16 protein-coding genes are annotated in these 24,104 nt (G+C 50.1%); 2 read left to right on the top strand and 14 right to left on the bottom strand.

The window, feature by feature from the left end:
* Positions 1-123 precede the first annotated feature (123 nt).
* Together ACYQ27_RS07190 and ACYQ27_RS07195 are read right to left on the bottom strand one after the other, a co-directional pair.
* The gene (locus ACYQ27_RS07190) at positions 124-246 is read right to left on the bottom strand and encodes a hypothetical protein (RefSeq protein WP_460041351.1); all 123 of its coding nucleotides are present in this window, start codon (positions 244-246) and stop codon (positions 124-126) included.
* 87 nt (positions 247-333) lie between these two features.
* A complete protein-coding gene (locus ACYQ27_RS07195; protein ID WP_460041352.1) occupies positions 334-1,683 on the bottom strand; it encodes a DEAD/DEAH box helicase in 1,350 nt (449 codons plus the stop codon).
* Positions 1,684-1,734: 51 nt separating this feature from the next.
* Between ACYQ27_RS07195 and bax1 the strand changes: the two genes are divergently transcribed.
* Positions 1,735-2,898, top strand: coding sequence for an endonuclease Bax1 (gene bax1 / locus ACYQ27_RS07200; protein WP_460041353.1), 1,164 nt, complete (start codon positions 1,735-1,737; stop codon positions 2,896-2,898).
* An 8-nt stretch (positions 2,899-2,906) separates the two neighbouring features.
* Here the strand turns inward: bax1 and ACYQ27_RS07205 are convergent, their stop codons facing one another.
* The 3 genes from ACYQ27_RS07205 to ACYQ27_RS07215 form a co-directional block, all read right to left on the bottom strand.
* Complete coding sequence (locus ACYQ27_RS07205) at positions 2,907-3,524, bottom strand: DUF996 domain-containing protein (RefSeq protein ID WP_460041354.1); 618 nt, start codon at positions 3,522-3,524, stop codon at positions 2,907-2,909.
* 107 nt (positions 3,525-3,631) lie between these two features.
* On the bottom strand, positions 3,632-5,086 hold the full coding sequence (locus ACYQ27_RS07210) for a cobyric acid synthase (RefSeq protein ID WP_460041355.1): 1,455 nt from the start codon (positions 5,084-5,086) through the stop codon (positions 3,632-3,634).
* Positions 5,087-5,128: 42 nt separating this feature from the next.
* Positions 5,129-6,991, bottom strand: coding sequence for an ABC transporter substrate-binding protein (locus tag ACYQ27_RS07215; protein ID WP_460041356.1), 1,863 nt, complete (start codon positions 6,989-6,991; stop codon positions 5,129-5,131).
* 68 nt (positions 6,992-7,059) lie between these two features.
* Between ACYQ27_RS07215 and cobT the strand changes: the two genes are divergently transcribed.
* Positions 7,060-8,082, top strand: a complete 1,023-nt coding sequence (gene cobT / locus ACYQ27_RS07220; RefSeq protein ID WP_460041838.1) for a nicotinate mononucleotide-dependent phosphoribosyltransferase CobT — start codon at positions 7,060-7,062, stop codon at positions 8,080-8,082.
* A gap of 234 nt (positions 8,083-8,316) precedes the next feature.
* Here the strand turns inward: cobT and ACYQ27_RS07225 are convergent, their stop codons facing one another.
* The 9 genes from ACYQ27_RS07225 to ACYQ27_RS07265 all read right to left on the bottom strand — a co-directional run bounded on the left by ACYQ27_RS07225 (position 8,317) and on the right by ACYQ27_RS07265 (position 24,062).
* A complete protein-coding gene (locus ACYQ27_RS07225; RefSeq protein ID WP_460041357.1) occupies positions 8,317-11,391 on the bottom strand; it encodes a PEGA domain-containing protein in 3,075 nt (1,024 codons plus the stop codon).
* Between the two features lie 223 nt (positions 11,392-11,614).
* Entirely contained in the window at positions 11,615-11,746 is a 132-nt protein-coding gene (locus ACYQ27_RS07230; protein WP_460041358.1) for a hypothetical protein, read from the bottom strand.
* Positions 11,737-12,522: a PP2C family protein-serine/threonine phosphatase gene (locus ACYQ27_RS07235; protein WP_460041359.1), complete on the bottom strand. Its 786-nt coding sequence runs from the start codon at positions 12,520-12,522 to the stop codon at positions 11,737-11,739. The genes ACYQ27_RS07230 and ACYQ27_RS07235 overlap by 10 nt, the downstream gene beginning before the upstream one ends.
* Before the next feature lie 38 nt (positions 12,523-12,560).
* Positions 12,561-13,754 (bottom strand): ATP-binding protein, encoded by a 1,194-nt coding sequence (locus tag ACYQ27_RS07240; RefSeq protein WP_460041360.1) that lies wholly within the window; start codon positions 13,752-13,754, stop codon positions 12,561-12,563.
* Between the two features lie 72 nt (positions 13,755-13,826).
* Entirely contained in the window at positions 13,827-17,216 is a 3,390-nt protein-coding gene (locus tag ACYQ27_RS07245; RefSeq protein ID WP_460041361.1) for a protein kinase domain-containing protein, read from the bottom strand.
* A gap of 104 nt (positions 17,217-17,320) precedes the next feature.
* Positions 17,321-18,685 carry an RNA-binding domain-containing protein gene (locus ACYQ27_RS07250; protein WP_456423577.1) on the bottom strand — a complete coding sequence of 455 codons (1,365 nt, stop codon included), beginning with the start codon at positions 18,683-18,685 and terminating at the stop codon, positions 17,321-17,323.
* Positions 18,686-19,097: 412 nt separating this feature from the next.
* Positions 19,098-21,953 carry a protein kinase domain-containing protein gene (locus ACYQ27_RS07255; protein ID WP_456423575.1) on the bottom strand — a complete coding sequence of 952 codons (2,856 nt, stop codon included), beginning with the start codon at positions 21,951-21,953 and terminating at the stop codon, positions 19,098-19,100.
* Positions 21,950-22,729 (bottom strand): toll/interleukin-1 receptor domain-containing protein, encoded by a 780-nt coding sequence (locus ACYQ27_RS07260; RefSeq protein WP_456423573.1) that lies wholly within the window; start codon positions 22,727-22,729, stop codon positions 21,950-21,952. Before ACYQ27_RS07260 ends, ACYQ27_RS07255 begins: the two co-directional genes overlap by 4 nt.
* A gap of 4 nt (positions 22,730-22,733) precedes the next feature.
* Positions 22,734-24,062, bottom strand: a complete 1,329-nt coding sequence (locus tag ACYQ27_RS07265) for an ATP-binding protein (protein ID WP_460041362.1) — start codon at positions 24,060-24,062, stop codon at positions 22,734-22,736.
* Positions 24,063-24,104 lie beyond the last annotated feature (42 nt).

Raw genomic sequence — 24,104 nt, forward strand, 5'->3', positions numbered from 1 at the left:
AATTGTTCCGTATAAATGAGGCAAATTTCCCGGCGTTTTCTCTGTCCTCGAAGAGAACCAGAACCCTTGAGGCATTCGTGAAATACCTAACGTAGAAAAGGTCAGGGGTTTCATTTGAAAATGTCAGGGGAGAAATGTATTCGGAGGGGTGCTAAAGGATTGCAATTCAGAATAGACATGGGATGCCGCAAGCGAAAGGACGAGCATGAGTATTGCGGTGGATACAATCGCAGCCTCCCTTCTCATGTACCTGTATAGGAGGTTTAGATTTAAAAATCTTCCCACTTAGGTTAGTGTGCTTTGTGCTGACGTCACTGAATTGATGGTATACCTTTATCCCCTCAGCCGGGATTTCCTCCTCCTTGCAACTCTAACTTCGCTCGTTCCCGCCGACACGAGCTCATACAAAAGGGCTCTCTCCTTCCCCGGAGCGGGTCTCAAAATCCTCCCGAGCCTCTGCACGAACTCCCTTGAGGAGCCGGTGCCGCTTATTATAACCCCAACACTCGCATCCGGGACATCTATGCCCTCATCAAGAACCTGACTGCTGACTATCGCCTTATATTTGCCTTCTCTAAATTTCTTCAGTATTTCTCTCCTCTCGGCCTTTTCTGTCCTGTGGGTTATTGCAGGAATCAGGAAACGCCTCGATATCCTGTATACAAGGTCATTGTGCCTCGTGAAGATGATTATCTTCTCACCTCCGTGCTTTTCAAGGATTTCCCTCAGCTTCTCAATCTTTTTCCCTGAGCTGAAGGCTATTCTCCTCGCCTCCTCAAGTGCCCGCAGCGCTTTGAACGCTTCCTCGTCGCTTCCAGTTCTCATGACTATCCGCTGGAAGTCCTCAATGTTCCGAAATCTTATGTTTCTGCTCTCAACGTAGCGCTTGAACCTTTCATAATGCTTTCTATAGAGTTCCCTTTCCTCCCCGCCAAGGGGGACGTGAATCCTCACCACCTCATAGGGCGCGAGGTAATCCCCCACGAGCTCATCGGGACTTTTTTCGTAAATTATTCCGCCAATCAGCTCGGGCAGAAGTTCATGAAGCTCATCCGCCCTCTCGGGGAACGCCGTGAGACCAAGGCGGTATGGGGCGGCGCTCATCTGGGCGATGTTCCTGTAGGCCTCGCTGGGCAGGTGGTGGCACTCGTCAAACACAATGAGGAGAAACTTATCCCCCAGAGCTTCGGCGTTTATGTATGCCGAGTCATATGTCGTAACGGTAACAGGCCTGAGATCCTTTTTCTTCCCTGAGAACTCCCCAACATCGCCGAAAATCGAAAGCTTCTCCTTCCACTGTTCGAGGAGTGCGAGGGTTGGGACGACGATGAGCGTTGAAACCGAAAGCCTTCTTATTATCTCCATGGCGACTATCGTCTTTCCGGCTCCTGTTGGCAGGACAACAACGCCCCGCTTGAACCTCATAAACCTCTCCACAGCTTCCTCCTGATAATCCCTGAGCTCAAAGTCGAACTCAACATCATAAACCGGGGAGGGGATGGCATTATCGAGCACGTGATCCTCAAACTCAATTCCCTCCTGCCTGAGAAACTCCACAATGTCCCTGTATTTGTATGCAAGGGCTCTATACACTTTAACCCGCTCATCCCACCTCGCAAAGGGCACATGGACGCTGCCCTTTATTACGACCGTTCCCCTCCGGTAAAAAAGCTTTACTCTCATGCTGTTTAGCTCACCAGCAACTCATTTAAACTTTACCCGCCAAGAATAATCATGCTTCCAAGGGAACTCCTCGATGCCCGGAGATTCAGGGGAAAGGTTTATCTGAAATTTGCCGGGGAAGAGCACCTGAAACTGGCCAAGGCGGTTATAACAACATTTAATTCCTCCATCGGGCAGAGCCATGGAGAGCTTCTGGAGAAGATAAGGCACATGGAGAAGGCAGACAACTACAGGAAGGTCAGGGGATTTGCGAGGATACTCGAAAGACAGAGTAAATTTGAGATGCCGACGAAACTCAATCCCGTGGAGGTCAGGAGGTTTCTCTTTGAGAGGGGCTACGTTACGAATGATTTCGAGAGATTGAAAGTCCTGCAGGAAGCATCGAAGCACTTTGGCGTCCCTCCCGCCGAAATAGAGAAGGCGATGTTTGCGGACAGGGATGAAGAAATGATTCTCACCAAAGTTCCGCCGCTGACGCCGGAGGAGCTCGTGAGGAGGTATAACCTATCGCTCCTCCAGACGCTGATGTTCTCCGCCCTCAGGATCACATTTAAAGTTTCCTCCAATTATCAGGCGATATTCAGGAAAATAAAGCTTCTCGGGCTCATGTATCAGATTCAGGATGACACGGTTGAAATAACGGGGCCTGCATCAATACTCAAGCTAACCCGAAAGTACGGGACTTCAATCGCAAAGCTTATTCCGGAGATAGTTATGGCCGATGAATGGCAGATAAGGGCCGAGATACTCGATGAGCGTTCAAAGAGGATACACATCTTCGAGCTCTCCAGCGGCAATGATGCTATGCTGCCGAAAGTCGGGGAGAAGGTTGAATACGACTCCTCACTTGAGAGGCAGTTTGCGGCAAAAATAAGGTTCATCCTCGGGGCGGAGGTGGTTAGAGAGCCCGGCGTTCTGAAAGCCGGCAGATATGCATACATCCCGGACTTTCTCGTAAGGAAGAATGGTAGGGAAGTCTACGTGGAAATAGCGGGCTTCTGGACCGGGGAATACTTAAAATCCAAGCTGGAAAAGCTCTCCAAGCTGGAGGTGCCGATGCTAATCATAGCAAACGATGAGCTGTTCGCCGGGAAAGTTGGGAGGATTCACGGCGTTGTGCTCATGAGGAAGGGGAAAATCCCGTACAAGGAGGTCATTAAAAAGCTCAAGGAGATGCTCCAGCTGCAGGCATCGGGAGGATGCACGGAAAATTGATCGGAAACCTATGGAGATGCTGTAGCATCTGTTCTTTTTCTTTCAAGGCTCTCAGGCAGGCCATTAAAAGCCATAATGACGAATATCCGGGCGATGAAGACAAACAGGAATCCTATAAAAACCACCATCGTCGCTGCTCCCCACTTAAACCAAGTTGCGGCGTTATCGAATTCCCTGATGCCGCTTATCTCGTGCATTGCCTTCCAGGTTCTCATCTCGAAGTAGGATGAAACGCTGAGGCCGATGAGCACAAGGAGGATGGCCAGTATCAGGAACATTCGCAGGTGCGGATCATCAATGTCTGAGAGATTGATTGAATTTGTTTTCATGTGGCTGTTGATTACAGCTGAATGAACTCCAGCCGAGAATACCGCCGTCGCCATTATGTCAAAAACCACCCATACGGCAAAGGAAGTCAGATAATTCCTGAAAGGCCTGCTGTCGCCGGTTTTATTACCAATCCCCCACAGAGATATGAGAATGAGGGTGCATGCAACCAGCGGCACGGGGGATATGGCATTCCAGATGCTGGGGATGTGCATGAACACACCGTTGATTACTCCTCCTATCAACGCTATTACCGAGCCGAGCAGTCCAATCTTTCTTTCAATGCGAATATCCCCCATCGAATTACCACCATTGGAAATTCCAATTTTGAGGATATAAATGTTTCTTCCACTGCTGACGATAATACATTCAATTCGAAATTGCACACGATATCCTCCGGGATGTTTTAACCCGGCTCCAGCATTCTTAAAATGAAATCCACATCAATGCTCCTCTCCACAATCCCTGCAAACCTCTCTATCTCCTCCTCGATGCTCCATCCGCCCGCACTCACCGGCTCAAGGCCCTTCTCAACGCGGAGCATGTTCAAAAACCTCTCCGTAAATCCGAGGTTGTGGAAGATGCCGTGCAGGTAGGTCCCAAAGGCCCTCTCGCCTACAGCTCCCTCATACTCAAAAGCCCTGGCTCCGTTTATTTCGTGGATTACCGAGAAGGGCCTCTCCGATGTGGAGCGTCCCATCCTGATTTCATAGCCCTCAACGACCGTGCCTCCAAGGGGTCTCCAAAGGATCCGTGCTCTCAGGTGGTTGGTTCTCTTGGTTCTCTCAAAAACCGTCTTGGCCCTCAGAACACCGAGCCCTCCGACTCTGCCGCGCTTTGATTCCACGTTATCGAGTATGCTCTCCCCCAGCATCTGGAAGCCGCCGCATATGCCAACCACAAAGACCCCCTCCCTGTGCGCCTCAAGTATGGCATCCTCAATTCCGTTCTCGCGCATCCACAGCAGGTCTCCGACCGTGTTCTTGCTACCCGGGACGATTATGAGGTCTCCTTTAATCTCCTCAGCCCTCGTAACGTAGTCAACGCCGTTCGCCCAGTGGAGGGGCTCAAAGTCCGTGAAGTTGCTTATGCGGGGGAGCCTGATGATCTGGATGTGCAAATCGCCCTTAACCTTCGGGAACTCGGCGAGGGAGTCCTCCTCGGGAATTCTGTGCTCCGTGTAGGGTATTACTCCCAGGACCCTCTTCCCGTACCTCCGCTCCAGATGGTCAAAGCCTGGTTTGAGGAGGGAGGCATCACCGCGGAACCTGTTGAAGATGAAGCCCATTACGAGTTCCCGCTCCTCCCGGCTTAAGAGCTCCATTGTGCCAACTATTGAGGCAAAGCTCCCGCCCCTGTCTATATCCGCGACCAGAATTACCCCGGCACCGGCGTGCCTTGCAACGCGCATGTTTGCTATGTCGTAATCCTTGAGGTTGATCTCCACAGGACTGCCGGCGCCTTCGATCACAACGATGTCGTGCTTTTTCAAAAGTCCATCGAGGGTTCTCATGGCTTTTGAAAAGAGCTCCTCCTTCCGGGAGAGCATGTAATCCTTAGCGGAGACGCTCCCGATGGGCTTTCCCATGAACACGACCTGGCTCCTCATGCCGCCTTCGGGCTTCAGGAGGATTGGGTTGAACCTCACGGAGGGCTTCTTTCTGCATGCTAAGGCCTGTAGATACTGCGCCCTGCTAATTTCCCCTCCCTCAATGCTCGGGGCGGAGTTGAGGCTCATGTTCTGGCTCTTGAACGGGACTACGTCATAGCCCATATTTGTGAGGATTCTGCATAAAGCGAGGGTTAATAGGGACTTTCCAGCCCCTGAGGATGTTCCCTGGATCATTAAGGCTTTTCCCATTCGTATCCCCTTTGGAGATAAAGCTTCAAAAAAGAAAACCGCTCAGCCGGAAGGCTGAGATGTGGCATTGCATTTCAACGGCTGGAAGCGGTACTTGAAGATGTCAGGGTGGATGAACTCCGCAAGTTCTTCAAGCCCCTCAACTATCCTCGGCCCTGGCCTTGATATGACGTTGTCGTCGGCGATGGTGAATACCCTTCCGTTCTTCACGGCGTTTGTCCTGACGAGTTCTGTTCTGCACAGATCCTCCGCACTTATGCCGGCATGGGCCGAGAGTATTATGATATCCGGGTTCCTCGCCAGTATCTGCTCCATATTGACCTGTGCCCATCCCTTCAGGTCGGAGAATATGTTTCTGCCTCCTGCCAGCTCTATGAGCTGACCCTGAAATGTGCCGTTCCCCGGAACGTATACCGGGTTCCACCATGTTATGAAGAGAACCTTCGGTCTCGTCTGATTTCTGACCATGGAGGTTATCTCCTGAACCTTTGCCTTCATATGGTCAACAACGCTGCGGGCGTATTCCTCCCGGTTTGTAACCTCCCCCAGCAGTTCAATCTGCCTGTAGATTCCCTCAAGATTCTTCGGGTCGACTATTATGACCGGGGCAATCTGCTGGAGCTGGTTGAGATACCTAAGATGCATGGAGGTTCCGATTATCAAATCCGGCCTGAGGGATGCGATAACCTCGATGTTCGGGTTGCTGAAGCCGCCGATTTTGGTTATGTTTTTCACCTGAGGCGGGTAGTCATCGAAGGTTGTGACACCCACAACCCTGTCTCCGGCGCCGATGTAGAACAGGGTTTCCGTTATGCTCGGTGCCAGTGAAACTATTCTCCGGGGCTCGCTCTTTATCGTTACCTTTCTGCCCTCAAAGTCCGTAACCGTCAGCGGATACTTACCCCCGAATGCTTCGGGATGAATGGCCTTCGCAAGCTCTTCGAGCCCTTCAACGATTCTCGGGGATGGCCGCACAAGGACGTTTTCGTTCTCAATCATGATTACCCTGCCGTGTTTGGCCGCATCCGTCTTTGAGAGCTCGCTTTTATAAACATCGCTGACGCTCATGCCGCAGTGGGGGGTGAGGATTATTATGCCGGGATTCCTGGCCAGCACCTGCTCCATGCTAACCGACTTCCATCCCTTTATATCGCTGAAGATGTTTCTTCCGCCTGCCAGCCGAATCAGGTCGTTGATGAAGGTGTTTGCCCCAGCGGTCATGAGCGGGTTGTTCCACACGATGTAGAAGACCCCCGGCTCCGGAAGACCTTTTACCCTGGAGGAAATCTCGCTGATTTTTGCTTTCATTTCGCTAACAACCTTCTCTGCCCGTCCCTCATCTCCGAGAACCTTTCCAAGGAGCTCGATTGAGGTGTAGATTTCATCTATGTTTTTCGGGTCAATCACAATAACAGGGGCAATCTGCTGGAGCTGGTTGAGGTATCTCATGTCCATCGAGGTCGCTATTATCAGATCAGGCTTCAGGGAGGCTATAACCTCGATATTCGGGCTTCCAAATCCCCCAACGATTGTTCTCCCTTCCTTCACATTCGGAGGGTAATCGTCGAACTGGGTTACACCAACAACCCTGTCGAGGACGCCGAGGAAGTAGAGCGTCTCGGTTATGCTCGGGGCGAGCGAGACAATCCTGCGGGGCTCTTTCATAATCGTGACTTTTCTATTTGCGAAATCCGTCACTGTTATCGGGTAACTGGGCGTTTTTGCTGCTGTGGTTGATGTCTCGGAGAAGGAGGCCTGGGAGTTTGTGGATTCTGAGACCGCTGGGGCCGAGGAGGTAACAGCAGGACTTGAGCTCGAAGTTTGCGCCGTCTTTGAGCCTATGCACCCGGATGCAAGGGCAACACCGAGCATTAACACGATAAGCAGCAGGGCAGCTTTCTTCATCCTGATCACCTTTGGATTATTTATCCACCAATTGTTGGGGCAAAGGATATATAAGCTTATTGGATAAAATTGCCAGAGGTGATTCCATGAAAAGCATGATGCTCGTGGTTCTGGGAAATACCGAGATAAGCACCGTGCCGGGAATAAGCGTTGCAGGTGCCACACCAGAGCTGACGAAGCTAACTCCGCCGGCGGATGCCGAATACCTGTTTTATGAGAAGCCCAAAATCATAGATGCGATACCCGTTACCCCCGGGGGGCACCCAACGCCCGCCATAATCACCAAGGCCGCAAAGGAGCTGGCAGATTTTCCACTAATTATCGTCAGAGGTGGAACCTATCTGGCACCCCTCGTTCCCCACGTGCACATAAGCGATGTCGTGGGGAGGGACTTCAGAAAGGAGAGGGCCCTTCCCGAAGCGCGGGAAATCGTTGAGAGGGCAGAGCTCTTTGGGGAGCAGCTCAATAAGCTCGGCCTGAAGGAGGTGGTTATTGGAGAGTCCACGCCGGGGGGAACGACCACCGCCCAGGCGGTTTTATGGGCCCTCGGCTATGAGGCGAAGACATCATCAGCTTCACCAGACAATCCCCAGAACCTCAAGGCGCAGGTAATTGAGGAGGGCTTCAGGAGGGCAGGCATTAAAAAAGGCGATTTTGCCAGCAAGCCACTGGAAGCCCTTGAAGAGTTCGGAGACCCGATGATGGCGGCGGTAATAGGAATCTCCCGGGGATTTGAGGGGGAAGTGGTGCTGGCCGGTGGAACCCAGATGCTGGCGATAGCGGGCCTTCTCAGGGCCATGGGGGAGGATTTGGGCAGGTTTATGGTTGCAACCACGAGGTGGGTTGCCAGCGATGGGAGCTCAACGTTTAAGGAGACCGCAAAGGACATCGGAATAATATTCTACTCCGCAGATCTGGATTTCTCAAAGAGCAGGTTTAAAGGGCTGAGGGACTATGAGAGGGGCTACGTTAAAGAGGGCGTTGGGGCAGGGGGAGCTACATGGCTTGCGGTGAAGAAGGGCTTCACGGCCGGAGATGTTGCGGAAAAGGTTGATGAGCTCTATGAGAGGCTGATGAGGATTGGAGGTTAATCCGCTGCTCCTTTTGATTTTTCTGGGAGGGCACCCGGGGAAGAAATCTTGCTGGTTCCCAATTGACAATCATTTATAAACTCCTGCCGAATGGCATTCCACAAGATATAATTAAGATGTCCAATTAACCATCATGTTTGACGCTCCACGGCAGAGAATACCACCCATAACTCATCCCTCCCTGTGAGAGCCATAGAGAAAAGACTGAAGAAGAACAGGGGGGTGCTGTGGCAGCTATGTCCCGTTCTCCCTCCTAATGCTGTGCACCAGAACCTTTAACCTTTCGATGAAGTCGCCCCCAACGGAGAGGTTCTCCCTGATGAGGAGCTCCACCGTGCTTATTGCGCTGGTCAAATCCCCAAGATTCTGCACGGTGTAGAACTTGAGGTCGTTGAGTGTGTTGAGGAGTTCGGCCTTCCTGTTGAGCTCGGCGTAAGCCAAAGCGAGCTTTCCAAGGGTCTCAACAACAAGCCTCCTGTTCCTCAGCGTTTCCTCCGCCGTTCTGCTTTTCTTTAACGCCTCAACGCTCATCTTTAGGGACTTCTTGAGCTCTTCAACCTCCTTCTCCAGCTCGGCCTTTCTCTTCTCAACTTTCTCAAGCTTCTCTAAATCCCTGAGGAACTCATCAATTGACTGATAGCGCTCCTCCTTCCTCTTCGCGAGGAGCTTCTCGAATATTCCATCGTACTTGGCAAGAGAGGGGTTTATTCTGGAGGGAGGTGCAGCCCGGTAGCCTTCATCAACTATCTTTCCAAAGACCTCCTCGTAGGTGTAGCCCTCGAAGGGCAGTTTTCCGGTTAGGAGCTCGTAGAAGGTAACCCCTAACTGCCAGATGTCTGTTCTCGCATCGGTGTGACCGTATTTGCCCGGCATCAGGTGCTCCGGGGCAGCGTAGAGAGGAGTGTAACCCATGACGCTCCTGCCTGAACTCATTGTTCCTATCTTGGCCAACCCCCAGTCCGTTATCTTCGGGGTTAAGTCCGCCTTGAGAAGGACGTTGAGCGGTTTTAGATCACGGTGGTAGATGCCCTTTGAGTGGGCGTGAGCTAAGCCCAGGGCAATGCCCCTGATGAGCTTTAAGGCGGTCTTCTCATCGAGGGGCTTTGGATACTCATCGAGGTCCCTCGCGAGCCTTCCATCCACTTCAGCTCCTTCGACGAACTCCATCTCAAGGTATGGAACCGGCAGTATGTCAACGTCGTAAAGCTTCACTATGTTCTCGTGGTTCAGGTGGAGCCAGCTTGAGACCTCCTTTATGAAGGTTTTACTCGTCCTCTCGTCTATCCTCGGAACCTTGAGGGCAACTATCTTGCCGTCCTTCTTCCGCCTGACCTTGAAGACCTTGGCGAAGCCGCCCTCACCGAGGAATTCGATGGGCTCGTAACGGGGGAGGAGGGCTGGGGGAAAGCCCGGGACTGGAAGGGAGGGCTTCTCAGTCTTGGGCTTTTTGGTCTCTCGCTTTTTCGATTCAGCCTTGGCTTTTTTGACCTGTTCGGGATTTTCTATCGGCTTGACCTCTGAGTCTCCTGGCCTTCCTCCAAATTTTCCACCTCTGGCTTTCGCGGCGACTCCCCCAAGTAGTACTAATCCCAAAAGGGCTCCTATGATGTAGAGTGTTTTGATTTCAGTTGTTCCAGCCGATGTTGGGGAGGGTTGCTCGGTGTGAGTGTAGGTTTGGAAGGTTGTGGTTTCTGAATAAATAGTGGCTGTACTTCTCGCTGTGGTGGTTGTTCCTGAGGTCTGCATCACAACCAAACTTGCTGTTATGCTTGCAGTCTGTCCGGGATTTACTGTCACTGTTCTGGTGAAAACCTCATAACCCTCCTTCTCAACCCTGATAGTGTGTTCTCCAGGGGAAACGTTGTAATAATCCAGGGGTGTCTCTCCTGCGTAAGAACCATCAATATAAACCTTCGCTCTGGAAGGGATGGATGAGATTTTGAGGGTCCCTTTAATCATACTCAGCTCGGCGTTTAAGCCTGTAGTCTCACTGGGCTGGATTGTCACGATCTTGAGATACTCGTGATAGCCCTCCTTGGCGAGCTTAACCTCATGCTGGCCAGTAGAGAGCTTGTAATCATTAATCGGTGTTGTTCCAATGTAAGAGCCATCAATATAAACCTCTGCTCCAGAAGGATTCGAAGTAATGCTCAGGTAACCAAAGAGCGGAACCAGAGTTACAGAGACGTTCTTGATTTCACCCATACCGATGGTTACTGTTGTTGTGTAGTTCTCATAATCATTCTTAATAAGCTTCACTGTGTATGTTCCAGGAGAAAGCTGCAATGTTGTTGGTGTCTTACCTTTATACTCATCATTGATATAAACTTTAGCACCCACTGGTATTGAGTTAACATTCAAAAATGCTTTATCAAGTTCGTCTTCGAGATAGATGACTTTTAACTCTCCATCTCTTGTTCCAGTTACAAGAAAGCTAGCGTCAGGGGTTATAGCGACACCTTTCCCCGGTGAACTAATCCCCCCAGGCAACATTCTTTCCCATATAACTTTTTTATTCAATGCATCTATCAACATGACCCTATCATCAACCCTAATGGCCAAAAATTTCCCAGCTCTAGAAAAGGCAACTCCTCTAACAGTGCCAACCCTATACTTTGACACAAAATCTCCTGCTTTGTTAATAATTATTACATTTCCGTCTGAGCACCCCCCAGCTATGTAGTAGTTATCAGAAATATCAACGCTTAGGATAAGGTAATCAGTAATTTTCTTTACCCAAAGTTCCGTTCCGTTGTCTGAAATCAGGTATAGATATCCGCCATCTCTTCTTGTACTCCCTACCACTATGTATTTACCATCGGGGGATATTGCCACACTATTTATGTTCTCTATTGGTTTATACCAAAGTAGTTTTCCTTTATTGGACAGAAGATAAAGACCATTGATGGCTCCAGCCACTACATATTTCCCATCTGGAGTAATGTCGACAGATCTGACTGTTGTTGTTACATCATATCTCCAAATCAATTGACCAAGATCAGACAGCAAAAGAACATCAGATCCCCCAGCCACAATATATTTTCCATCTGCAGAAATTGCCAATCCATAAACACTCGAAGGAGTGTTATACTCCCAAAGAAGCTTCCCATTTTTGAAATAGTAAACGGTTCCATCCGGATATTCTGTTCCAGCAACTACATATCCTCCATCTTGAGATATATCTACACTCCTTATCGGCTTTCCAATATTGTATTCCCATGAGGGGTTAGTTGTCTCGGCTTTCACAATGTTAATGCCAATGCCTAAACCAATTACTAAAATTACTAACATTAATAGCTTAATCCTCATTTTAAATCCCTCCAATCCAACAAACTATAACTATAGATGTTACTTGTGCTTTATTTAATTTACCTCTTAAACACCACCATCACGTTATCCCTCTCCATAAACTTTCCCATCCCCTTAGCGTTCTCACCATCGCCATACCATCACGAGTCAAGGGGTTCTGCCCTAACCATTGCAAGAATAAAGAGCACGATCAGGAACAATGATGCTTTCTTCATATCAACACCTACCTTACTACGTTTTCGGGAAATACGAGGCTTTGGGCCTTGGCATCAAACTCTCTTCCATAGTTATATCCCACAGGTATTATACCTGTCGGGTATAAAATAGAGATTTGAGCGGGGACTTTCATCTCCACACCACCACCGTGACGTTGTCCTTTGTAACCGGAAGGGCCTCCTCGATCAGTTTTCTGGCGATTTCCTCCGATGTTTTTCCGGAGGAAGCAATTTCCGTGATTCTCTCCTCACTCACATAGTCGTGAAGGCCATCGGTGCTGAGGAGCAAAACGTCGCCCTTTCTCAGTCCCCATTCGTAGAGGTCAAGGTCGAAGTCTATTCCGAGAGCTTTGGTGATTATGTTCCTCATCGGGTGCCGCCTCGCTTCTTCCGCAGTTATCTCGCCCTTATCGAGGAGCTCCTGCACGAGGGAGTGGTCTTTTGTCCTTGCAGCGATTTTTCCGTTCCTTATGAGATAGGCCCTGCTGTCCCCGGTGTTTGCCACGATGACCTTTCCGTTCCTCACGAAGGCACTGACAAGGGTAGTCCCCATTCCCTCCCTTTCTCCAACGGCGTTCTCCGTTATACGCTCGTGGGCGAGCTCGTGGGCTTTTCCGAGCAGGGATTTGACGTCCTCATCGCTCATTCCTTTCCTGTATTCACTCTCAAAAACTTCCCTCAGAGTGTCCACGGCAATCTTAGACGCAACCTCACCGGCGTTGTGGCCGCCGAGACCGTCGGCCACCGCCAGGAGGTGGGCATCAGGGAGTTTTAAGATGAGAAAATCATCTTCATTGTCCTCCCTGCCTCCGGTATGAGAGATGCTGTGGGCGTTATCAGCCCTGATCTCCCTGTATTCTCCATTCAGCTCGGTAATAATCTGAGTTTTCTGGGTAATATCATGTTTTCTTATCAAACTTTGGAACTTTCCCAAAAGATGGTTAAAGGGGAGCCTCATCCCCCAAACTCCTCCGCCCATCTTTCATACTTCTCCACATCCTTTTTGCTCAGCGGGCTCTTAATCTTCCTAAACGCCTCCTCAAAGTCCCTCATCTCCAGAGGCCTCGTCCTGAGGGAGCGTTTCTTCAGTTTCTCATATGGAAGCTCGGCGAGCTTGTGCAAATCCTTGTTCTCCTCGTGTATCATGTTCCATATGGCCTCCTGGCAGAGGTTTTTCAGATCCCTCCCAGAGTACAGCTTTCTGACACTCTCATCGGCTATCGCATCGAGGTCGAGTTTTGAAATGTCGAGCCCGCGGGTGTTGATTTTGATTATCTCCTTTGTGGCCTTCTCGTCCGGCAGCGGAACGTAAATCCTCCTCGGGAACCTCGACAGAACAGCCTCATCGAGATCCCACGGCGTGTTGGTTGCCGCCAAGGTCAAAACGAGCAGGTCGCTCTTCTTGTCCTGGAAGCCATCCAACTCTGTGAGAAGTGTCGAGAGCATCCTCCTGCTTGCTTCACTCTGCTCCTGACTTCTCCTTGTCGTTAACGCATCAATCTCATCCATGAAGACTATGCTCGGGGCCTTTTCCCTGGCAACCTCATACAGAGCGGAGACTATTTTTGTCGACTCTCCGAAGTACTTGCTCAGCACGTTGCTCGCTTTGACTGTGAAGAAAGTTGCGTTTAAGCTCCCGGCCGCTGCACTTGCAAGGAGAGTTTTACCCGTTCCCGGAGGGCCGAAGAGCAGAATGCCCTTCCAGGGCTGGATTGAGTCAGGCTTCTGGAGGGCGGAAATGACGACCGTCTCCATCAGGAGCCTCTTGACCTCATCAAGGCCTCCTATGTCGCTCCACCTGACCTTTGACTTCGCGATGAGGTTCTCGACGTATCTCTTGAACTTGTCATCCTCTTCGCTCTCCGTCTCAGCCTTTCCGCTTCCACCTTCCTTCATCGGCCTGTGCCTCCTTTTCACCCCGTAGCGGCCGGCCTCAACGTCCCTTGCTATGGTCTCCCACTTCTTCGCCTTCTGGAGGTAGCTCTCCCTGTTGAACTCGTCATACCTGGAGAGCTGCTTCAGTATTCTCGCACACTCCAGGGCCTTCTTCTTGGCAGTTTCTCCGTCACCCTTCTTTATCGCTTCCTCAAATTCCCTCTTGGCCTTCTTAAACGCAGACATCAGCGGACCGGAAAGATCAACGGGCATTTCAATCAACCTCCTATGCTGGTTTGGATTTACGTTACCCTCAACCTTTGAAAAAATAAAACTTTCGGGGAGCTATATCCTTTCAAAGCCAAGGCTCACCTTGTGGGCTATTATCTCCGCTTTTGCCAGCAGTTCCTCCGGGATAACACCTATCCCCTCTTCCATCCTTATCCTCAGTTGCTCCTTGAAGGTTGAAATCTCATCTCTCAGCGAGCCGAGGGAGTAAACCTCAAGGTCTCCGGCGTACTTGTAGGCCTCCTTTAGGTTCCCCATTTTGAGGAACATCAGCATGAGCTTTCCAGCATAGAAAGCGGCCCTCGTTGAGTCGTTTAGTGTTATCGAGCTCTTCAGCTCCTCCCGGTATTTAACTCCGAGGTATGTCGCCAGCTCAAGCTGGATCTCGGCAACCGACTGGTATCTCTCGTTCATGTCCTTCTGGAGGCAGGTCATCATGATGTGCTCCACCTCCTTTGCCTCGGGGTTGAGCTCGCCCGGCGGAACCGGCTCGTCCGTGGCTATTCTGGAAACCACCTCTATGAGGTCGTCGCCCTCGAAGGGTAACCTTCCGGTGACGAGCTCGTAGAAGATAACGCCCAGCTGCCAGATGTCGCTCCTGTGATCTGGCTTTTCGAAGCGCCTTGAGGTCTGCTCTGGTGAAGCGTAGAAGGGCGTGAAGCTGGCTAAGGTTGTGGAATGGGTTTCCGTCATGGCCTTGCTCAGCCCCCAGTCTGAAATTTTGGGCGTGAAGCCCTTGAGGAGTATGTTGCTCGGTTTCAAATCCCTGTGGATTATGCCCTTTGAATGGGCATACTTCAGGCCCTCGGCGATGTTGAAGATCAGATAGGCGGCAACTTCAACTGGCAAAGGCTTCCTCAGCTTTGCCAGGGAGCTTTCGCAGTACTCCATCTCAAGGAACGGGATTGGCAGGATGTTCGCATCGTAAAGGCGAACGATGTTTGGATGCCTCAGGTGGAGCCAGTTGGTTATCTCCCTGAGGAAGGCTTTTCCAGTGTTCTCGTCGAGGCTGAGGGGGATTTTGACGGCAACTATCTTTCCGTCCTTCCTTTTCGCTCTGTAAACCCTCGCGAAGCCGCCCTTGCCTATGAGCTCGACGTCCGAGTATTTGTAGGCCAGCTGGGAAAGGAAGTCCGCTGGAAGCTGAAGTCCAGCGGATGAGGATGTTGGTGTGATTGGCTGAGGTGTCGGTGTTGCTGGTGTGACCGGCGTGGCGTATGCTTGGGCACTTCTTTCGGCAACCTCCACCGGGATTACCTTCTCGGTCTCAAGCTCGATGCCGTCAGCGATAGCTTTGATTTTGACTTTGAAGTCGAAGTTGCCGGCGTACTTCGGCTTAACCGCGAGGCTCTTCGAGACCTTCTGACCCTTCTTCAGCTCAGGGAACTCAAGGGTCGTGGCTTCAAGGTCAAGGAAGTCGTTGTCGGAGAGGTCGAGGGTGGGCTTTAGGGAGTTTGTAAAGTCGTTTTTGGCTGTGAGCTTGATGATGGAATCAACGCCCTCGACGAGCTGGGGAATGGTGAAGGAGAGGGAGTTCCAAAGTTTCTGCTTGAGGGGCCTAAACTGCCTTTCAATCTCTTCAAGTTTTTTCTTGGCCCCTTCATGCCCAAGGGAAACGGCCTTCCGTAGGAGTTCAAGCCTTTTGGCCAAGTTTGTTTCAAGTCGGGCCAGAGCGTAGGCCATTCCCCCCTCGTCCACAAGTTTTAACCAGTAATCCAATCTGGCACCATGGTCCGGGAACTCGAAAGTTGTTCTAAAATAATCCCATTTCAATTTGTACTCTCCCTTGTCGTTTTTTGCCCTCGTCACTCTGACCCTATGACTAAAGCTCTCACCTCTCTTAAGGGTGAAGGTGAGGGAGTCCCTCTCAGGGGTGAAGTATTTATCTTTTTTCAGGTTGAGCTTCACTCTCAGCCTGCTCAGGTACGGGTTGGAGAGGCCGAGCAGAACCTCCGTGGTTCCTTCGTCTTCGTGTTCTTTTTCAAGTATGAGAACTGGCTCTGGAACGAGAAATGTAACGAGCGCCCCGCTCATCACTGGATAGAGCGTTTCGAAGAGTTCTGTGGCCTTTTCAAGCTGTCCCTCAGAGATGAGTCTCCAGAATTCGGTGATTTTCGGGTTTGTTGAGTAGATTACACCCTCTCTGACTGTGATCCTCCTGACTTCCGCGCTGGATGGTTCTCCCTTTATCGGCTCTTTGATTTTCCTCCTGACTTTCACCCTCTTTTTGACTTTCCTCTTGATTATTCTGCCAACCGTCTCCCAGGTTTCATGCTCTTCTTCGACCTCTTTTTCTTCGCAGACTTCCGAGACCTGGGCGTGGGTTTCCATGAATATGGCATTGCTTTCCGACGCCTCTATATTTGAGTCTATGGAGAAATCCTTAAGCTCGCCGTTTTGCGGGAGGTGAAGAACCCAAATATTATTTCCATAGTAGCCTCCCACTACGATAATATCCCCGTTTTCGGTTAAGATAACTGCCTTAGAGTTGCCTCCTCCGTAGATTTTCTGCCATTTCACATTGCCATTCTCGTCAAGCCTGAGAACCCAAGCGTCCCCATAACCAGCGCCGAAGCTGTAAGTTTTTCCAGCCACGATAATGTCACCGTTATCTGCTATGGCAACCGCGTAAGCTACATCCCAACCGCTCCCGCCGTAGGTCTTCTGCCACTTCACGTTTCCGTTGGCGTCAAGCCTGAGGATCCAAAAGTCTCTTCCACCGGCGCCGAAGCTGTCAGTGTCGCCTGCAACGATGATGTCACCGTTGGGGGCAATGGCAACGTTAACGTCCCAGTAACCATCCCAACCGCTTCCCCCGTAGGTCTTCTGCCATTTGACATTCCCGTTGGAATCCAGACGGAGGACCCAAACGTCCCTGCTATCGCCGAAGCTGTCAGTGTCGCCTGCAACGATGATGTCACCGTTATCTGCTATGGCAACCGCATGGGCATGATCTGTGGATTCTCCCCCGTAGGTTTTCGCCCACTTAACGTTTCCCTCGCTGTCAAGTCTCAGAACCCAAATGTCCTCGATAACAGTGCCAAAGCTGAAAGTGTTGCCGGCTATGATAATGTCACCGTTATCTGCTATAGCAACCGCGTTAGCCTCGTCAATACTCTTCCCGCCGTAGGTTTTCTGCCATTTTATATTCCCGTTAGCGTTGAGCCTGAGGACCCAAGCATCTTTTTTTCCAGCGCCGAAACTTTCAGTATATCCTGTAACTATGATGTCCCCATTCTCTGCAATTTTCACATCATTAAAAACATCCTCTCTGTCTCCTCCGTACGTCTTAAACCACTTAACGTTTCCTTCACTATCAAGCCGGGCGACAAAGCCGTCCTTTTTGTCGTCTTTCTCAACATATCCAGCCACAATAATATCCCCATTTTTATCAACCGCCACGGCATTAGCTTCACCCGGCCCGTAGGTTTTCGCCCAGTAGGCCATCAGACCACCTCCCAATCACCAGATATAGTCATGCCTGTGGGCATCGTTCCACCGGCACCCAAACCCCTGCATCGGCACGTCATTCAAACACCTCCGTAAAGGGGTCATTTTGACCCGTTTATGACCTCTTTATGACCCGTTTGACCCCTTAATATATACCTAACACCCCTTCCAGTCTTCCCGGTTTTCTCAAATATTCCAGCATCAACCAGTTCTTTCAAATCCCGTTTGGCAGTCTCCTTTGAAACCCCAAACATCTCCCTGTACTCCCTGTTCGTTATGCTCCCCCTCTCCTTGACGTACAAAACGGCCTTAACCTGCCTCTCGTTGAGGCCAAGCTCCCTCAGCCTCTCCTCGGTCAGACGGTCCCTGTAAAAGACCACCTGGAAGCCCCCGAAGGCCTCCTTAAATTCGGGCCTCGGAAGCTTGGCATCTTCAAACGCCCTCAGAATCCTCAGCGTCCCGCTGCCCCACTTCTCAACGTAGCCCGCCAAATGGAAAACCTCTGCTATAAGCCTGTTCCTCGGCTTCGATGGGTGCTCGCGGTAGAGGTCTTCCTCGCTCAAACCGACCGGAAGGCCTCCGGGGTTCCAGAAGATTATCCTGTCGTCGAGAACCTTTATCTGCACATCCTCCGGCGTTCTGTAGTCCCTGTGCATCACCGCGTTTACCACCGCCTCCCTCACGGCCTCAAGCGGATAATCCCAGACCTCTTCCCTCACCAGCCCCCTTATCACGTACCTCTTGCTCATGTGCTTCTTTATCGCGCTCACCGCTTCCTCGACCTGCTCGAAGAGGTTCCCCTCCACATCAACCGAATCGAGGATTTCACTGCCCCTGAACCGCCCAACCCTAACCTTTGCCTGCGGGAAGAACCCCTGGGAGTCTTTGCCGAAGAGCAGGATTAACGCCCTCGTAACCTTCCCGTCCCTGATCAGCCTGAGCTTTTTGAGGGCTTCAACCTCGTCATCGCTCGGCAGCTTCGCCTTTCTCATGAATTCCCCCACCGCGTCCAGATCAACGTCGTCGAGAGTGGCATCAACCGGATAGGCGTCCCAGCTCAGCCCAACACTCTCCTCGAAAAGCTCGGAGATTTCCTTTGGGGTGAGCCTTCTGTTTGAATTTCCAACCCTCTTGTAGGCTCTGCCCCTCACCATTACGGGCTTTACGGGATGCTCATCAACCTCAACCACTATCACACCCTTACCGTCGCACCTCTCGACTTTGAGCCTCGGTATAACCTCCGGCTCGGTGTTCTGGGCAATCTCGTTGGCAAGCTTTGCCAGCGTTTCCTTTCCGATTTGAACGCCCACCACTTTCTTGTCTTTATCGCGGACGCCGATGATTATCAAACCGCCATAAGTGTTGGCGAAGGCCGAAACGGCCGTGAGTATCTTTTTGATGTCGAGGTTCTCCTTAAACTCGACTCGTTCGTTTTCACCCAGTTTTATGAGCTCGCATATCTTCATCTCCAGCAACCTCCCAATCTGACCCCTTTACGACCCCTTTCTGACCCGAATGACCCGTTTATGAAACGTTCGTGATGCGTTTGAAACGTTTCCATTTGAGCCAATTCCGAGCCTTTTATGAGCAAATTGAGCCATTCCATTTGACCCACCGTGAGGCATTTTTGAGTCAATTCGGAGTCAATTGGAGCAATCATATTATCACACCTCTACATCAACTTGAGTATTTGGTCGTTTGATTATACCAAACTTGCTCAAATTTTGATCGCCTAACTGAACTAGTTTTACCCAAATTCTGGTCGCTCTACCAACCACTTTTCTCAGTCTTCATGCCCCGCTCACACCGATCACCGCTTCTGATTAATTTAGATTTACTAAACTTTCACCATTTTAGTTAATCTAAATTAACCAAACTTCACCTCAGTGCCTCTCCCTCAATCCTCAGCACCAAAGCCTTGACCCTCTCCTCAACTTCCGGGCCTATTGGAATGCCCTCTTTGAGGAGAAGCTCCACCTGGGCTATGGCATTGAGAAGGTCGTCTAGGTTCTCCCTCGTGTAGAACTTGAGGTCGTCCAGCGCAGCCAGCAGTTCGGCCTTGTCGTTCAGCCTGGCGCTGAGAATGGCAATCTTCACGGTCTTGCGTACGCTCTCTATCCTTAGCTTCTCAAATTCTTCCCTTGAGCGGCTTTTTCTCATTGCCATGCTCGTCTTCCTCAGCTCCTCCTTCTCCCTCTCCAGCTCTCCAAGGGATTCTAAGGCTGATAAAAACTCCTCAACGGACTGATAGCGTTCCTCTTTTCTCTTCGCCAGCAGCTTCTCGAAGATGCCATCAAACTTCCTGAGCTTCTCGTTGAATTCGGAAACGGGTTTTGGCTTGGTGTAGAGTATCTTCCCCACGAGGGCGCCGGGGGAGGTTGCCTTATACGGGAGCTCTTCGGTTAGGAGCTCGTAGAAGATTAAGCCGAGCTGGTAGATGTCAGTCTTGTGGTCTGGCACTCCAAAGGTTTCTTCATCAAGCTGCTCCGGTGCGGCGTAGAGTGGAGAATAGCCGTAGTGCCTGCTCAAAGAGCTTCTTGCGCTTATCTTCGCCAGTCCCCAGTCCGTTATCTTGGGCGTTAAGTCAGCCTTAAGGAGGACGTTCAGGGGTTTTAGGTCGAGGTGGTAAATGCCCTTTGAGTGGGCGTGAGCTAAACCCAAGGCAATTCCTTTGATGAGCTTCAGCGCCGTTTTTTCATCAACGGGCTTCGGATAAGCTCCGAGGTCTCTGAAAAGCTCTCCATCGACCTCAACGCCCTCAATGAACTCCATTTCAAGGTACGGAACCGGTAAGATGTCGGCCCTGTAAAGCCTGACTATGTTCTCGTGGTTTAGGTTGTACCACGCGGCGACCTCCTTGATGAACAGGCTGCTCGTCCTCTTGTCTATCCTTGGTATCTTGAGGGCAACGATCTTCCCGTCTTTCCTTCTCCTGACCTTGTACACCCTGGCAAAGCCGCCCTCGCCGAGGAATTCAAGGGGCTCGTAGCGCTCAAGAAGAGCTGAGGGGAAGCCCTCCAATGTCTTGGTCTCTTCCACAGCCTTTGCTCTTTCAGGGACTTTGGGGACTTCGGAAATTTTAGGAGCGGGTTTGGCCTCAGCTTCCCCGGTAATGAGGCCCCTGCTCACCTTATCGGGCACCCCGATTTCAGGAATTGCAGTGTTCTTTATCCTGTCAAGGATTTCGACGAACTTCTTTGAAGGTATGATGCCGCTCTCCCCCGGCCCACGCGAGATTATGTAACGCGTCACGAAGAGGTTTTCGCCCTCTATGATGCCCTTGAAAGGATAAACGACAATTTCACCTGGAAGGGGCTGGATGAAGTCAATACTGCTTAATTCTTTGTCCAGCTCCTCCAGCGCCGACCTTAAAGCCCATTCGTCGATAACTCGTGTCTTCACGATGTAGCAGCGACCGTTGATGAGGTGGCCGGGCCAGGGTTTTCTGCATCTCCCCGGAGACCACTCGCAGAGAACCTCAACCTTCGGCACCGCCGTTCTGACGGTGGCGGTGGTGTCGGTGATTTTGAACTTTGAGAAAAGACCGCCGGCTTTTTTGACTTTACAACGAGTGTTTTTGACGATAGCATTTGTATCCATAGTAATGGCCTTGGCATTTTTGATTCTCCTACATTCAGGAATCTCCCCATTTGATGGCAAATAGAGAACTTTGTTTCCTATAGTGATAGCTATAAAACTCCCATCTGATACAATGTCCATCTCATCATAAAATGTGTATTTTCCATAAATTTTGTGCCATTTTATATTTCCAGTAATATCAATGCTAAGAATCCATGGGATAGTGTATTCAAAATTCTCATTTGTTCTAAAGCCTAAGATGAATATATCGCCCATAGGGCTAATAGTTACGGCAGATGCTTGGTTAATATTTTTTCCGCCATAGGCCTTTTGCCACTTAACGTTACCCTTAGGATCAAGTAGTAGGATCCAAGCATTATCGCGAATATCACCAATTATTATAATATCCCCATTGGGGGTTATCGCAATTCCATATGCCTCAGCAGAATTCCACTTTTCTCCATAACTTTTCTGCCACTTAACATTTCCATTCTTATCAAGCCTCAAAACCCAAACGTACCTGCCACCATCACCGAAACTTCTAGTGTAACCGGCAACGATGATGTCGCCGTTCTCTGTAACAGCAACCGCGTAAGCCTCATCATCAGCGCTTCCTCCATAGGTTTTCTGCCATTTTATCCCACCTGTACCATCTAATTTAAGAACACAGATATCCTTATCAATATTTGCTCTGGAAGTAGTACCTACAACTATTATATCACCGTTTTCCGCAATGGCGACTGCCCAGGCACTCCCACTATCTTCGCCACCGAATGACCTCTGCCATTTTACATTGCCATTCTCGTCAAGCCTGAGAACCCAAACGTTTGAGTGATCAGGGGTACCGGCGCCGAAGCTTTCAGTATAGCCAGCTACGATAATATCTCCATTTGGTGCTATTTTCACGTCGTTAAACTCATCATCCTTATTCCCCCCAAGAATCCTAACCCACTTCACGTTTCCTTTTTTGTCGAGCCTCGCAACCAGCCCACTTGATCTAGCGTCCGTTTCCTTTGGCTTAATGCTTCCAACAATTACTATGTCTCCATTGGGCATCAGCGCAACAGCCTTAGCCTCGGCTTCCATTCCCTCGAACTCATACTTCTTTATCCAGTACTTTTTATCGGCCGTTTCCGAGATTGAGATTGGCTTCATTCTTTCACCCCAAAACGTTTCTGGATAGAAGATTCCCGCTCTAAGACTATCTCGTGAAGAACAAGCTCCAACTCCTTAATGAATTCTAGGCTGATTGGGAGATCTTCTTTTATGTAAATTTTCAGATAGTCAATCAGAGCTTCCATCTTAGTTCTATGGGTTGTTGTGTAGAGGCGTAGATTTTGTAAAGTTTTAATAAGTTCTATTTTCTTGTTTGAGTTGGCTTCAAGTATAGCCATCTCAACAAGTGATGTTAAATTTTGATCTTGATAAGCATGAGAATCTCGAGAACTGTCCCTTGATTGCATTATATGGGTTCTGGACAATTGCCCAGTGATGGGACTTCTTTTCTGATATCTCTCCAACGTCAAGATGACTTTTGAGTTCAACTCAGATTTATCCCTCCATTCAATTACTTGTTTCTCAGAGATTCCGGGAAATGCCGGTTCAATACGGGTGAGGATATTCCCAACACTCTCACCCACTGGGATATACACACATGCGATTATAGTTTTTCTCAGTCTCTTAGCGTATTTGTATTCTTGTCTGATCCATTTTCTTTTTTCAGCACCGGGAGTATACAATAGGACGAAGTATTTGATACAGGGCAGAACATAGTTGAAAATTATGTCCTTCCAGTGTTCGCCAGCGAGTATATTGTGGTGTGCCAGAAATGCTTTCCATCCGTTATCTCTCAATACCTTTTTGAGCTCTTCTGCATAATCCAAGCCTGTTCTCGTGTAGTAGCTGAGGAATATCTCGAAGTCTTTCTCCATCCATTCACCTCCTAACCGGCCTTTCCAGCTCCTCCAAATCCATCATCTCAGGGGTTTTATCCTCAATCCTCCTGGCGATGAGCAAAAAGCGTTTGTTTTTCACGTCAAAGAACTCCGCCTTTTCCTTCAGCCCTTCAAGAATTTTTTCCGCCTCTTTTCTCTTCAGCTCGCTCCACTTCACCTCGACGAAGAGAAGGCCGTCATCAAGCTCTACAACCGCATCTATCTCCTCCCCCTTGTGCCACCACCTCGCAACACTTCTCTGCCCGAAGTCGAGAATTTTTTGGCGGAGCATTTCCCTGATCAGTCTCTCAAACATCCTTCCGTAGTAGGCGTTCAGCTCACGCTCAATCGTCGCCCAGACCTCATTGACTAAACCAAGCTCCAAATCGGCCAAGTTGGGGTAAACGAAGTGGAACCAGAAGGCGAAGAAATTATCCTTGATGTAGTAGCGCCCCCGCTTCCTCCTCCCGTAGGGGAGCTCGTAGCCAATGATGTCGAGCCCCTCTAGGATTTGGAGGTATCTTGAAATGTGCCCCCTGTCTAGGCCGGTGAAGTTAACCAGCTCACCGAGGGTTTCGTAGCCAAGGGCGAGACCTTTGAGGATGAGCTTGTAAACCCTCGGCTCTCTCAACTCTTCCCTCAGGAGGAACTCCGGCTCTTCGTAGAGAACTTCGCCTTTTCTCAGGACTTTCTCCCTTATCGCATCCTCAACGCTTAAGCGCTTAATCAGGTCGAGGTAGAAGGGAACGCCGCCGAAGACTGCGTAGGTTTTTACAAGCTCCTCCATGCTTTTACCGGGAAGCATCTCGGCCATGGCCTTGATGTCGAAGGACTCGACCTTCCACTGCCCTGTTCTCCTCCCGTAGAGCGGGCTCTTGTATTCGAGTGTTCTCTCCATCATTCCTATTGAGGAACCGCAGAGGATGAGAAATATCCCTGTACCCTTAAGGCCCTCGTCCCAGACCTTCTGGAGAACGCTCAGAATCCCCGGCTCAAGGCCCATCAAATATTGAAACTCGTCCAGAACCACGGCAACCCTCTGGTTTTTTATTTCGTCCCCGAGATAAAGGAAGAGCCTTCCGAAGTCTTTAACCTCCCTGAAGTATCCCCTTCCGGTCAGCTCTGCAAACTTCTCAGCTAACTCTTTAACGTTCTCGCCCATTGAATCCGCGGTGGCAAGGAAGTAGATGCCCTTCTTGCCCTTCAGGAACTTTTTGATAAGCATCGTCTTTCCAACCCTTCTGCGCCCGTAGATTACGAGGAGTTGTGCCCCTTCCTCATTCCACTTCCTTTCGAGGAACTCCAACTCCTTCCTTCTGTTCACGAACATGATATCACCACACAGAATGATGCATACAGATTATAATAATTT

The sequence above is a fragment of the Thermococcus atlanticus genome (assembly GCF_054657855.1).